Annotated in this window: 16 protein-coding genes; 9 read left to right on the top strand and 7 right to left on the bottom strand. The window is 41.9% G+C overall.

What is annotated here, in order from left to right; translation table 11 throughout:
* The first annotated feature begins 54 nt into the window (after positions 1 to 54).
* Entirely contained in the window at positions 55 to 864 is an 810-nt protein-coding gene (locus tag VB740_RS21830; RefSeq protein ID WP_323202006.1) for a TPM domain-containing protein, read from the top strand.
* A 104-nt stretch (positions 865 to 968) separates the two neighbouring features.
* Positions 969 to 1,598, top strand: a complete 630-nt coding sequence (locus VB740_RS21825; protein WP_323202005.1) for a precorrin-8X methylmutase — start codon at positions 969 to 971, stop codon at positions 1,596 to 1,598.
* 175 nt (positions 1,599 to 1,773) lie between these two features.
* Here the strand turns inward: VB740_RS21825 and VB740_RS21820 are convergent, their stop codons facing one another.
* From VB740_RS21820 to VB740_RS21805, 4 genes are all read right to left on the bottom strand, one after another.
* Positions 1,774 to 2,460 carry a phosphate ABC transporter permease gene (locus VB740_RS21820; RefSeq protein WP_323202004.1) on the bottom strand — a complete coding sequence of 229 codons (687 nt, stop codon included), beginning with the start codon at positions 2,458 to 2,460 and terminating at the stop codon, positions 1,774 to 1,776.
* A gap of 39 nt (positions 2,461 to 2,499) precedes the next feature.
* Positions 2,500 to 3,336 carry a 4-hydroxy-tetrahydrodipicolinate reductase gene (dapB, locus tag VB740_RS21815; RefSeq protein ID WP_323202003.1) on the bottom strand — a complete coding sequence of 279 codons (837 nt, stop codon included), beginning with the start codon at positions 3,334 to 3,336 and terminating at the stop codon, positions 2,500 to 2,502.
* Between the two features lie 571 nt (positions 3,337 to 3,907).
* Entirely contained in the window at positions 3,908 to 4,075 is a 168-nt protein-coding gene (locus tag VB740_RS21810; RefSeq protein ID WP_323202002.1) for a hypothetical protein, read from the bottom strand.
* Positions 4,076 to 4,163: 88 nt separating this feature from the next.
* Positions 4,164 to 4,544, bottom strand: coding sequence for an IS200/IS605 family transposase (locus VB740_RS21805; protein WP_416290364.1), 381 nt, complete (start codon positions 4,542 to 4,544; stop codon positions 4,164 to 4,166).
* Between the two features lie 465 nt (positions 4,545 to 5,009).
* Between VB740_RS21805 and VB740_RS21795 the strand changes: the two genes are divergently transcribed.
* From VB740_RS21795 to VB740_RS21785, 3 genes are all read left to right on the top strand, one after another.
* On the top strand, positions 5,010 to 5,153 hold the full coding sequence (locus tag VB740_RS21795) for a hypothetical protein (protein WP_323202001.1): 144 nt from the start codon (positions 5,010 to 5,012) through the stop codon (positions 5,151 to 5,153).
* A gap of 42 nt (positions 5,154 to 5,195) precedes the next feature.
* On the top strand, positions 5,196 to 5,741 hold the full coding sequence (gene psbP / locus VB740_RS21790; protein ID WP_323202000.1) for a photosystem II reaction center PsbP: 546 nt from the start codon (positions 5,196 to 5,198) through the stop codon (positions 5,739 to 5,741).
* A gap of 109 nt (positions 5,742 to 5,850) precedes the next feature.
* Entirely contained in the window at positions 5,851 to 6,444 is a 594-nt protein-coding gene (locus VB740_RS21785) for a nucleoside triphosphate pyrophosphatase (RefSeq protein WP_323201999.1), read from the top strand.
* 49 nt (positions 6,445 to 6,493) lie between these two features.
* Here the strand turns inward: VB740_RS21785 and VB740_RS21780 are convergent, their stop codons facing one another.
* On the bottom strand, positions 6,494 to 6,721 hold the full coding sequence (locus VB740_RS21780) for a hypothetical protein (protein ID WP_323201998.1): 228 nt from the start codon (positions 6,719 to 6,721) through the stop codon (positions 6,494 to 6,496).
* Positions 6,722 to 7,069: 348 nt separating this feature from the next.
* On the opposite strand from VB740_RS21780, the gene VB740_RS21775 reads away from it, so the two are divergent.
* The 4 genes from VB740_RS21775 (at position 7,070) to VB740_RS21760 (ending at position 12,429) form a co-directional block, all read left to right on the top strand.
* Entirely contained in the window at positions 7,070 to 7,807 is a 738-nt protein-coding gene (locus tag VB740_RS21775; protein WP_323201997.1) for a phycocyanobilin:ferredoxin oxidoreductase, read from the top strand.
* Positions 7,808 to 8,786: 979 nt separating this feature from the next.
* Entirely contained in the window at positions 8,787 to 10,211 is a 1,425-nt protein-coding gene (locus VB740_RS21770) for an HlyD family efflux transporter periplasmic adaptor subunit (protein ID WP_323201996.1), read from the top strand.
* 226 nt (positions 10,212 to 10,437) lie between these two features.
* Positions 10,438 to 11,592 carry an ABC transporter permease DevC gene (gene devC, locus VB740_RS21765; protein ID WP_323201995.1) on the top strand — a complete coding sequence of 385 codons (1,155 nt, stop codon included), beginning with the start codon at positions 10,438 to 10,440 and terminating at the stop codon, positions 11,590 to 11,592.
* Between the two features lie 126 nt (positions 11,593 to 11,718).
* On the top strand, positions 11,719 to 12,429 hold the full coding sequence (locus tag VB740_RS21760; protein WP_323201994.1) for a DevA family ABC transporter ATP-binding protein: 711 nt from the start codon (positions 11,719 to 11,721) through the stop codon (positions 12,427 to 12,429).
* A gap of 55 nt (positions 12,430 to 12,484) precedes the next feature.
* Here the strand turns inward: VB740_RS21760 and VB740_RS36835 are convergent, their stop codons facing one another.
* On the bottom strand, positions 12,485 to 12,613 hold the full coding sequence (locus tag VB740_RS36835; protein ID WP_416290380.1) for a DUF3105 domain-containing protein: 129 nt from the start codon (positions 12,611 to 12,613) through the stop codon (positions 12,485 to 12,487).
* Positions 12,614 to 13,025: 412 nt separating this feature from the next.
* Positions 13,026 to 13,368 (bottom strand): transposase (locus VB740_RS21755; RefSeq protein ID WP_323201993.1); only part of this gene is annotated, 343 nt, incomplete at its 5' end.

The raw sequence follows: 13,368 nt of genomic DNA, 5'->3' as shown, positions 1-13,368 counted from the left end.
CTCTTTTAAAACAACTTGTTCACTTCTAGCGTTGATATTTGTATAAAAACGTCCATGCAATCTTGTTTTTGGCGACGAATTCTCATATCTGTTGCAGTGTTTTTCCTGGCTGGGTCAATTTGGGTCATGCATTCTCCCCCAGCGCTGGCTTATGACAATCCTGAGTTACTTCCTAGCACCTTTACCCCAGTTGTAGACTTAGCAAAATCTCTTCCTGTGCTACAAGAAGAAAAGCTTGTCAAAGATTTAGAGCAGTTTGAAGCTGATACGGGCTGGAAACTGCGAGTGTTGACCCAGTATGACCGCACCCCAGGTCGGGCAGTCATAAAATATTGGGGGTTGGATGACAAAAGCATTCTTCTAGTTGCCGATTCTCGTGGCGGTAACATCCTCAGCTTTAGCGTCGGCGATGCTGTTTATGAACTTTTACCCCGGACGTTCTGGATAGAACTGCAAACCCGCTTCGGTAATTTGTACTTTGTTCGCGAACAAGGCGAAGACCAAGCCATTCTGCAAGCCTTAGAATCTGTTAAAGGCTGTTTGCTCAAAGGTGGTTGCAACGTAGTCCCCGGACTGCCACGAGAGCAATGGATTCTCACCTTGATTACCTCAGTGATTGGCGGGGTGATTTGTGGATTTGCAGCTCAACCCCGCGAGAAAGGACAAGTTTTTGCTTGGCAATGGGCTTTAATTTTCTCACCTTTGTGGGGAATCTTGTTTCTTGCCTTTGGCATTGGGCCAGTGGTGACACGCACCAGCGACTGGTTACCTCTAGTTCGCAATATCTCTGGGTTTCTTATTGGCGTCTTGGTTGCCTACCTATCTCCTGTTTTCAGTCGGCCTTCTTCCAGTAATGAGTTATGAGTGCTGAGTTGGGAGTTATAAGTTTTTAATTAACTTATAACTCCTAGCTCCTAACTCTCTGAAGCTGATAAGCTGAAAGCTAATATTTGAGAAGCTCAACAAAAATGGAATGGCACGTAACTGATGCTCAAAGTTTAGCAATCATTGATGGTGAAATTGATAATCATGTCTTTTCACCAGCAGAGTATGAGATTGTGCGTCGGGTGATATACTATACAGCAGACTTTGAGTATAAGTCTTTGATTCGTTTCTCTGAGCGTGCCTTGCAAGCAGGAGCAGCAGCACTAGCCGCGCGTACAACGATTGTAGTAGATGTCCCAATGGTGCAAGTAGGTATTGCATCTGAGATTCAAAACACCTTTGCCAATCCGGTGTATTGCAGTATGGAAGCTGTGACACGCCCTCAAAAAGAAAAAACTCGGGCAGCATGGGGAATAGAAACCTTAGCAAAACGCTATCCAGAAGGTATTTTTGTGGTGGGTCAAGCGCAAACAGCACTAACAGCACTAGTGGATTTAATCGAAGCTGAGGAAATTAGACCTGCTTTGATAATTGCGACTCCAGTCGGATTTGTTAATGTTGATGAAGCGAAAGGGCGCTTACAAGATTCTCTAGTGCCTCATATTATAATTGACAGTCGCAAAGGTAATGCAGTTGTAGCAGCTGCGATCGTTGATGGATTAGTAGAATTGGCTTGGCAAGCCTATGGACAAGATAGAAACCGTGGGAGTTAGGAGCGTCGGCTTTATCGTACCCTTTATACTAAATACTATTTTAAAATACTGAAGATACCGATATTTTTGTTAGGGACATCCAAGAATTAAATTACTCAATTCCTGCATCCAACCTCACTATCCAATTTTTTCTCCCCCTGCCTCCCCTGCCTCCCCTGCCTTCCAAAACGATTGATTAGTCTTCTGTACTACGACGCCGCCGACGCGGCTTTTGTTGTTGGTCTTCACGCAAGCGACGACCAACTTCGTTAAAGAAATCTCGCCGTAAATAAGGATAATCGCTAACCCACAAGTCACGGCTAGGAAAGTATATATCACTGAATTCTTCAATACTGCTCAAATCTGCGCGATTTGACATAACTACCATTTCTGCAATTTGACCGCGAGTAATAACTTTGTAGGCAGAACGCAATGGTGCTACAAACTCAACGCTGAATCCCGTTTCATCACCCACCTCTAAGTTAATCTGTTTTTCTCGGTTTTCTATAATCACCAATTCGCCTTTGCTGTTGACTGTTTCGGTTTTACCCATCAGCTGGTCTGTAATCCACCAATCTAGGACTCGACCACGGAAAAAGCCGCCGTACTTATAACGGCGGCATTGTAAATTCCGCATACTTGCTTGAAACACTGGATACCACAGCCAGAAAAAAGCGCTAACTATCCCTAACACAAATTCTATTGAAGCAAACTCAAGCCTAAAAACGACTGTCACAATCAATATAAAAACTACGGCAACTACAGAAATTAACAGCCGTTGCAAAAAATTTGAGAACTTCCCCCAGTAGTACTTGTACTGTAAACCAGTGGCAATTAAGGGAACAACTTGTTCAAATTTTTGACGAGTCAGTGGTACTAACATGAGTGCTGAGTGATAAATGCCCAATAGTGTGTTTGAAGTTTAAAGTATCTTTTCTAATCCATATACTAACGACTTTAGCGCTAAGACCTTGCGAATCGCTAGTAGCACTCCTGGCATATAACAAGCGCGATCGCTCGTATCATGTCGTAAAGTATAAATCTGTCCTGCTGCGCCAAAAATAACTTCCTGATGGGCAATCAATCCTGGCAAGCGCACGCTATGAATTCTAATTCCTTCATCTGCTAGACTGCCTCTGGCTCCTGGTAATTTCTCCGTTTCTTCTACAAGAGCAGGGTTAAAAGTTTTACCCAATTCTCCTAGTAACTGCGCCGTTTGAATGGCAGTACCACTGGGAGCATCAGCTTTTTGGTTGTGATGCAGTTCGATAATTTCCACATGGTCAAAATATTTAGAGGCTGCGATCGCGGCTTGTTGCAACAGTACCATCCCAATGGAAAAATTAGGAATAATTAGACAACCAGTGCTAGCCTTCTCGGCAAAGTCTGCCAAGTCTTGAATTTGTTCTGGACTTAACCCAGTGGTGCCGACTACAGGACGAATACCGTAAGCGATCGCACTACGAATATTGTCATAAACTGAATCGGGATGGGTAAAGTCTATAATCACTCCTGGAGGAGACTGTCTGTCGCCAGCCACATACCCCAACATCGGTTCTAATTGATTGGTAATCGGCACTTCCAGGGGTTCGCTTAAACCTGCCAACTCTCCAGCGTCTTTATCTTGATGTTCCAAACTGTAGTCAATTGCACCCACTAGGTTTAAGTCAGGCGCTTGCGCCACCGCCTTAACTACCTCACGGCCCATTTTACCAGCAGCACCGTTGACAATAACCGGGATAGGAGCTTGATTCGTCATAGGTCGAGAAATACTTTTTGAGCTAACAAGGGAATTGTAAAGACTTTGGTGATCTGGTAGCTAGCTTCTCAAATCTTTGGTTTAATTCCGACTACCTTGATTTATGCAGCTAATCGCTCAGTTTTTTACTCTCTACAGCAGATCGGTTCTCATTTTCATCTCACTATCTTAGCCAGTAACTGTTGCATTTTTGCTACTTCACCTACCACACCTTCAAAAATAATCCCATACTGTCGCTGATAAGTACTGCTTATAAAATACATGAGTCTTTTTTTGTCAAGTCTAGTTGACTATTTGTAATATTATTGTTAAATTTATTTACATAACTTAGCAAAGACCAAACTTAACTATCTAACTGGTGTTAGCTAAGAAAAAAAGATTTCGGCATTGGTATATCCCATCGACATTTGGACTTCTCCCATCTACCTCGGCTATCAAGTCGGGGTTTTTTGTATCTTTAATTAGCCTTTAATTTATTTAACTTTTCTTGAGTCATCTTTGAGATGACTTGAGCTATTAGCCGTAGGTTTCTAACCTATGGCGGGTGATGGTTCTGGTGCGAGATTGGAAATTATGTATTTGAATAATTGTGGAATCTTGGCTGATGGCGGGTGATGGTTCCGGCGCGAGATTGGAGATTACGTTTTTGAATAATTGCGGAATCTTGGCTGATGGCGGGTGATGGTTCCGGCGCAAGATTGGAGAGTTTTTGAATAATTGTGGAATCTTGGCTTGACAACAAGTCCGCCTCAGAATGAATTCTGAGGCTTATAGCTCAAGTCAGCTTAAGCTGACTACGGTTTAATGAACGTGAAGATTAATGGAATTCATTGGTTTAGCTGCGTGAGTTTTGGGCCATCATCTTCATGATTATGCCGTTCCAAAGACGAAATTGTAGTTCCATTGGAATGATGCGCTTTCTGATTCTCTACATACACAACAGCTTGCTCAAGTTGTTTGCTTCCCATTGAAAAAACGCCATATCCGCGTTGCCAGCCAAACAAATCTTGTGAGGGGGAGAAATGATTGAGATGATGAGCGCTACTGCCTTTAAGATTTTGGACAAAATCAGAGATAGAAAATCTCGGTGGTATAGAAGCCACTAAATGGATGTGGTTTTCTATGCCGCCCACAGCATGGACAATGCTACCAAGTGCATTGGCTTTGCCAATGATGTAACTTTGACATACTCCTTGACCTAAAGGCACAAGGATTCTCTAAGACTCACGACTTAGATTTCTGTTTCATAGCAACTGCCTCTACCCCGAAGGTTTTCTGGTCTTATGTTCGCTCCACAGACTTAAATTCCCGGATGTCCCTCGGTACATAGTTGAGCCTATCACAAAGCCGTCCTTTATGAGGGGGTTTTTAACCCAAATTTTCGATAAAGTTGGGTTTCGCGTTCGGGGGTAATTAGTGGCTGTCGCTCTTTTGTCGCCCAAATAAGATGATAGTAAAGTCGCCACAGAGCCATTTTCGTGCTGTTTTTGATGGATACTGTGTCTAGTATTCCCGCGCTCGTTAAAAATCTTCCAGTCAGATTGATCTGACTTGAGCTATTAGCCTTGGAATTCATTCCGAGGCGGGTAGGGTTGCAACGCTACCGCTACGCTACCGCTACGCTATCTGCTTTTCTTGATAATCCTTGGAATTCATTCCGAGGTGGGTAGGCGATGTCTACGATAACCTACGCTTACACATTCCACACCACTTGCAATACACCAGGGAGTATCTGCCGATTTTGGGCATTTATCTCTCCCCATATAATGCGTCATCCGAAGCGTCCCGGTTGGTGGGAGAATAATAACGAGAAATGATGCAAGCCTGGTATTGTCTCCAGCCCAAAGGAACCTGTAAAAATGTGGAAACGAATTATATTAATTTTGCTATTGGTGTTGAGCTTCAGCCTGAGTAATTCTGATGTAGCGGCTGCTGCTGGACTCAAAAGCTTTGTAGATACTAATGATGGCTATCAGTTTTTATATCCTAACGGCTGGCTGCAAGTTAAAGTTGCCAATGGGCCAGATGTGGTTTTCCACGATTTGATTGAGGTATCTGAAAATGTTTCGGTTGTAATTAGCCCAGTTCCAGAAGGCAAAACTTTGTCAGAATTGGGAACCCCAACAGAAGTAGGATACAAATTAGGAAAAGCGGCTCTTGCGCCTCCTGACTCTGGTCGTTCGGCTGAATTAGTCAATGCCGCACAGCGAGAAGTAGACGGTAAAACATACTACCTTTTAGAGTATGAGGTTAAACTGCCCAATCAACAGCAACGACACAACATCGCCAGCGTCGCTGTTAGCCGTGGTAAAGTTTTTACCCTCAACGCGTCAATTCCTGAAAAACGCTGGCCGAAAGTTAAACGAATGATTGATGAGGTTGTAAATTCTTTTTCTGTTTATTGATTAGGGAATGGGGAATGGGGAATAGGGGATAGGAAGAAACTGAATTACTAATGCCCAGTGTTTAGTCCCCCATGCCCAATTCCTAATTACTAAGTTTGTCAGAAATATTATGAAAATTCCACCTTTTGTACTTGCCTCCGCTTCCCCAGCCAGACGCCGCTTGTTGCAAACTGTTGGTATTGAACCGATAGTTCGAGCAAGTGATTTTGATGAGTCGCAAATTGAATTAAGTGAACCAGCACAATTGGTCAAAACTCTTGCCCAGTACAAGGCAGAAACTGTAGCCCCGCAGTTTGAATCAGCTTTAATTATGGGTTGTGATTCGGTTTTGTCCATCAATGGTGAAATTTACGGCAAACCAGCAGACGCTTCAGAAGCGATCGCTCGTTGGCAGATAATGCAAGGTAACTTTGGCGACTTATACACAGGACACGCCTTAATTGACATCGACCAAAACCGTACTTTAGTCAAGTCTCAAGTTACAAGAGTTTACTTTGCTCAAATGAGCGATCGCGCCATTAAAGCTTATGTTGCCACAGGTGAACCCCTCAAGTGTGCTGGAGCCTTTGCCATTGAAGGTTTTGGTAGTTTCTTCGTGGAAAAAATTGAAGGCTGTCACAGCAATGTAATTGGACTCAGTTTACCCCTGCTACGGCAGATGCTAGCGGAACTAGGATACGATGCCACTGATTTCTGGCAATAGTCTTTTGTTCAAAGTTATTAACCAATGACCAATGACCAATGACCAATGACTAATAACTAAATTGCCCGATCTTGAGTATTGCCTCTCCATGATCTGGAACCCAGGCTAGCCACTCATCCGCTGAAACCGGACACAATAAAAGTGCTTCGTCAAAACTAAAGGGGTTGGGAAGTAGCAAAAGCTTTACCCAAGTAGAAGCCCTTAACCGCTGCAAACCTTCCAGATTCTGCCTTCTTGCTTGCACAGCAAAATCTGGTCTATGAGAATCTAGTTTCATAGCTTTCTATTAACCTTAACAAATGGGCTAATCTAAAAATATTTCTGTAACCTAGACTACAAAATAAATAATCCTTGTGAAAAGTATCTGTCTTATAAATTTACGTTCGCTGGGTGCAAGTGTTTGCTTATATTGCAGTCCACAACAGTTGTGGCACAACAGGTTGTAGACTGGCCACTAGTACGCAAGGCGGAAGTCACGCATAATTTCCGAGCTTCTTGCGCTCTTGCGCCATTTGAAATGGTGAATCAGCGCTGCGGGAGGGTTTCCCTCCGCAGGCGACTGGTGAACCCGAAGGGTATGTTTATTTCCGCGTCTGTTTTCCTCTTTCGCATTCCCAACTAGAATATGTCATTTACTTCTATGCCCTCGCTGCGTGAGCAACAACATCCCCTAATTCGTCAGCTAGCTGATTGCATTGAAGCAGCTTGGCATCAGCACCTGGATCTATCGCCCTACCATTTGCCTGATGAGTTGGGGTATGTGGAAGGTAGACTAGAAGGCGAAAAACTGACGATCGAAAATCGCTGCTATCAAACGCCCCAGTTTCGGAAAATGCACTTGGAACTGGCAAAAATCGGAAATATGCTGGATATTTTGCACTGCGTTATGTTTCCCCGTCCAGAATACAACCTGCCGATGTTTGGTTGCGATTTAGTTGGGGGTAGAGGTCAAATTAGTGCAGCGATCGCAGACCTTTCTCCTATCCAATTAGAGCGCACCTTACCAGAATCTTATAGTTCTGAACTAGCACAGCTACCAGTGCTTAACTTTTCCCAACCCCGTGAATTACCAGAATGGGGAAATATTTTTTCGGATTTTTGCATCTTTGTGCGCCCCAGTTCCTCAGAAGAAGAAACAATGTTTCTCTCGCGTGTGCATCAATTTTTAGACATTCATTGTACCCAAGCGATCGCCTCACATCCTGTTTCATCTGAACAAGTCACGCAAAATCTCGCCGGACAGTATAACTACTGTACCAAACAGCAGCAAAACGATAAAACCCGCCGCGTACTAGAAAAAGCCTTTGGCCCAGCTTGGGCAGAAAATTACATGACCACAGTTTTATTCGACCTCCCAACTTAAAATAATTCGTAATTCGTAATTCGTAATTCGTAATTCGTAATAACGAACCACAAAACTTGCCTCTGCTAGTTGCTATGCAACTTAAACCCCCAAAATTAGTTAATTATCTCCCTCATCTCCCCTATCTCCCTCATCTGTAGGCTCTGTTACGTTTTCGCGTAACGGATAAATGTAGAATTCATTCAACGAGAGTTTAATGGAGTCCCAAAACAGCAACAAAGAGAGTAGTAAGGTCTTTGAAGCGAATATCACAAAATGGTTTGTTGTCTTGGTAGGTGCTAAGCAACTAGCTCTGCTAACTCATTGACCAGAAAGTTAAGGAAACTCTAATGTCAGGAATACTCAAGTTGACAAATTTTTTTAGTTAGTTAATCATTTATTGACTTAAGGAAGACTAACTTTTGTAGCAAGATTGTATCCAGCAAAGGCAACAGTCTATTTTTGATGTTTCTTTTCAATTTTGTGACTAACTGTAGCCGTAGTGAATGTAGCAGTAAAGTACCGCATCATACCAATTTTAGATTTTGTGTAGAGACGTGAGATACCGCGTCTCTACATCTAGATTCATACTGCTTGCGAATTCTGTTCACTCCCATTGCACTCATGTCTCAATAATACTCAGAGTTATTGAATAGCCAGCTACTATAGCGCTTCTCGGTTTCAATACAGACCTAACAAGAATAGCCCCTTTCCTACTAGTGTTACGGAGTAAGCCTCAAAGCCTCTCTCCTTTTAGGAATGGAAGTGAGGTCAGTTTATTGCATACATAGACGCATAGCGGCTTACCGCAGGGTACGAGTGACCGCTATAGAAAACACCATTTTGTAAAGCCATAGTGTTAAGCGTTCATCACGCAATGGATTTTTAAGCCATACCCAGCTTTAAACCACTGTTGTTTGTCCTAAGCGGCTGGCTGTTGATTAAAAACCTTTTTATTTTTACTTCCATCAGCACAATTCAGGTAAACGGGCAACATACTATGTCAAGGGTGACTGAAAAGCCAAAGCCAAGTGAGCAGGCATTTAATCAAGAACAACCTAAGATTTGGTGGGGTATCGCTGTAGCTGTCCCAATAGTAATCGCCGCTGGGATACTAGGTACAGCTAAAATCGAGCAGCTGAGAAAATTAACTACATCCGTACCCGTAATGCCATCTACCAATAGCGTTAGTGCTGTAGGGCGTTTGGAACCGCGAGGCGAAGTTGTTAAATTGTCCGCCCCATCATCAGGATTAGCACCATCATCACGAATTCAGCAACTTCTGGTAAGAGAAGGTGAACAGGTAAAGCAAGGCCAAATTGTGGCAATTTTGGACAACCGCGATACCCAAATAGCCGGGCTAGAAGAGGCAAAAGCCAAAGTGCAAGAAGCCCGTGCGAATTTAGCGCAAGTTAGGGCCGGATCTCCAAGAGATATTCAAGCCCAAAGAGCAGTTATTGCTCGCCTACAAGCACAGTTAATTGGCGAAAGGAATGCAGGGCAAGCGATGATTACTCGGATTGCAGCTCAGTTAAGTGGGGAAAAACTCGTTCAACAAGCAAGCGTGAATCGCCTAGAAGCTGAACTTAGTGGGCAAAGAGATACTCTAAGAGCGACAATTGCCCGTATTCAAGCCGAACAGCGCAATGCTCAAGTCGATGCCGGACGCTATGATTTTTTATACAGAGAAGGTGCGATTTCTCAGCAAGAGCGCGACAGAAGACGCTTGAGTGCAGTAACTTCTAATCAACAGGTTGTTGAAAGCCAAGCTACGCTAAAGCAGACATTGGCAACTCTACGACAGCAACTTGCTGAGGCTAGAGCTAACCAAATCCAAAATATAGCCATTTTGCAACAGCAGCTAATCGAAGCCAAAGTTAACCGCGATAAAACCGTAGCAACTTTGCAAAGACAAATCGATGAAGAAAAGGCCAAACTGAGCAGAATTCTGGACGTTAGCCCTACCGATGTACAAGTAGCGCAAGCCCAAGTTAGTAACGCCCTCGCAAATGTTCGAAAAGCCGAATCAGAACTGAGATTGAGCTACGTTCAAGCACCAATCGCTGGAGAGATTTTAAAGGTTTACACCAAGTCAGGCGAAGCCATAGGGGCAAATGGTATTGCTGAAATTGGACAAACCAGCCAAATGTTTGTGATTGCTGAAGTCGCCGAAGACAGTATTGGAAAAGTGCGTATTGGTCAAAATGCCATTATCAATAGCGATAATGGAGCATTTAGCGGTGAATTGAAGGGAACTGTCACTGAAGTTGGTAGAAAAATTGGTAAAAAAGATGTGCTGAATACAGATCCAGCAGCAGATGTAGATGCCAGAGTAGTAGAAGTAAAAATTGCTCTGTCTCCAGAAGATAGCGAGAAAGTTTCTGGTTTGACTTACGCTAAAGTTGTTGTCGAAATTAACAACTAATCAAGTTATTGGCGAGCAGTAATACCAATTTATTATTTGATACTTTGGATGATAAATATTCTTCAATAGGCTGCTTAATGGAGTTTAAGCATTCTATAAATTCGATACTATCTTGCCCGAATTGAGTGGCAAACTTCAAATTTTAACTAATACTGGGGGTTTAAATCAATAGCAACAGTCAATTACGAATTACGAATTATTATCACTGTGCCTGGATGCCTATAAAATGAATAAAAAAATACCTCTGTCGTGGCTACAACTGACAAGAGAAAAAACTCGTTTAGCTGTGGCTTTGGCAGGAATTTCTTTTGCTGATATTTTAATGTTTATGCAACTCGGTTTTCGGGATGCTTTGTATTATAGTAACGTTAGATTTCATAACAGCTTGCAGGGTGATATTGTTTTAATCAATAGTCAATCCAGTGCTGTTTTGGCGATGAGGAGCTTTTCTCAAAGACGGTTATATAAAGCTTTAGAGTTACCCGCAGTCCAATCAGTACATCCGATATATCTGGACTTTACAATTTGGAAAAATCCTGAAACAGGTCGCCCTCGTAGTATTCTGATATTTGGAATGAACCCAGAAACTAACATAGTTAACTTACCTGGAGTTCAGGAAAATTTAAATAAACTAAAACTGCCTGATGTAGTTTTATATGACCGTTCTTCTAGGGTAGAATATGGGCCAATTGCTGCTAATTATGATCAAGGAAAGACTGTAACCGCAGAAGTGCGAAGACGGCGAATTAAAGTAGAAGGTCTATTTACATTAGGTGCATCATTTGGTGCAGATGGTAATTTAATTACAAGTGATATTAACTTTTTACGAATATTCAACAATCGTCAACGAGGATTAATTGATATTGGTTTGATTAGATTAAAGCCAGGAGCAAATTCTACAGTTGTAGCCCAAGAGTTACGAAAATATTTACCTAGTGAGGTAAATGTTTTAACTAAGCAAGAATTTATCGATTTTGAGCGGAATTATTGGGCAAATAGTACAGCTATTGGATTTATTTTCACATTAGGGACTGTCATGGGTTTCATTGTGGGGACTGTGATTGTTTATCAAATTCTTTATACAGAAGTTGCAGACCATTTATCTGAATACGCTACTCTCAAAGCAATAGGTTATACACAAAATTATTTATTAACCGTCATTCTTCAAGAAGCTTTGCTGTTAGCAGTGTTAGGATATTTGCCTGGAATAGTTTTTGCTTTATTTATGTATAATAGCGCCAGAAGTGCAACACTTTTACCAGTTTTCATGAGTTTTGAGCGTGCCGTAATGGTGTTGATTTTAACTATGCTAATGTGCATTATCTCTGGTGCGATCGCAGTTAGAAAATTACGTTCTGCTGATCCAGCAGATATCTTTTAATTAATTCAATATTAATTAAAAGATGTCCTTGGTAAATCTATTTTACAATTAATAATCAAGAAACCTTAATTTCTTGCATTTACTACAGTTTAATCTCAAAACTACTAATTTATAACTAACAAAAATATGATAGCAAAAGAACCTGTAATTGCCATTAAAACTCTCAACCACTACTATGGCAAAGGGTCACTGAGAAAACAGATATTATTTGACATCAATCTAGAAATTTATCCAGGTGAAATTGTAATTATGACCGGGCCATCAGGTTCAGGTAAAACAACATTACTGAGCTTAATTGGTGGTTTGCGGTCTGTACAAGAAGGAAGTTTAAAATTTTTAGGTGAAGAACTCGTTGGCGTCAGTCAAAACAAACTGGTGCAGATGCGACGCAACATTGGTTATATTTTCCAAGCTCACAATTTGCTAGGCTTTTTGACTGCCAAGCAAAATGTGCAAATGGCGGTAGAACTGAATGATAATATTTCTCAAACAGAAGCAATGGCTAAATCAAAAGCTATGCTGGGGTCTGTTGGGTTAGAAGAACGAGTTGATTACTACCCTGATAATCTTTCTGGTGGACAAAAACAAAGAATTGCGATCGCTCGGGCCTTAGTAAATCGTCCCCCATTGGTTCTAGCAGACGAACCAACAGCTGCATTAGACAAGCAATCAGGACGCGATGTCGTGGAAATAATGCAGAGCCTGGCCAAAAATCAGGGAACTACCATCTTATTAGTGACACACGACAACCGCATTTTAGATATAGCCGATCGCATCGTCGAAATGGAAGATGGTCTGTTAACCCGTAATTCCCCAAATGAAGCTATTCAGTCATGATTCCAAAGTGAAAAATCACAACTGATAACTAAGCTGTGACGCAAACAAATATCACCTATAGGAATCTGCTTTGATTTTTGAACTTATCTTGATCTTTAATTTGCTTCGGGTTGTAGCTAATAGTCACCCCACCATGCTCCAAATTATGTACTAAAAATCCATCGGCGGGTGTATCTTTGTATATGCCCTACGCTGCTGGGTACGGGTAGTGCGGGTCCGAAGTTGGTGGATTTGAGTTATAAGCGATTGAAGTACCTACTTCCACATGTTGTTGCTCTGGGTGTAAGGGTATAAGGGGATAGGGGTGTAAGTAGGCCGGTGTGAATATTTATCATCAGGTTTAGGCAGGAGGCAGATCGCTTTTAGCGTCTCCCCTTGGGAGAAGGCAGGAGGCAGGAGGGAAGAGGGTTTTAGTTTACTTAACCTTTATTAACATAGTTTGGTTTTTTCCAGATGTTCTACTTAAGCGAAAGAACTACCGCGTTAACCAATGCTAAATATTAGCTTATTAGAAATTTATTAATACAGCTAGGGCAAGAAATAGAAATAATGCAAAAGTCCGACAGTGGAAACTTAGCTTGGGTCGTAATACCAATTTAATATGAAGCTGCATAGAAAAGGGCTTCTAAAATAAAGTTATAAGAGGAAACAGAAATTACCTGCTCGAATGTAAGTTGATTGAACAATTGCTGTATGCGATCGCGCAAGTTTTGTATAGAAGAAAATAATTCATTTTTGAGCGACTTCTTGAGGAACTGCCAAAGCCTCTCAATCGGGTTCAGTTCGGGAGAATGAGGTGGTTGAAGTAGAGGAATAATATTTTCTGGCCAATTTATTGCACTGCTAATATGAGCAGGAGCTTGGTCAATTTGTAAAATTGCATAATAGACCTCTTGCAAAAGCGCTTTTTGCAAGAGGGGGAAAAGGGTAAAGGTTAAA

Source organism: Nostoc sp. UHCC 0251 (assembly GCF_034932245.1).
Taxonomy (GTDB): Bacteria; Cyanobacteriota; Cyanobacteriia; order Cyanobacteriales; family Nostocaceae; genus Nostoc.
The sequence above is the reverse complement of the archived record's forward strand: the minus strand, read 5'-3'. Positions and strand labels throughout refer to the sequence as shown.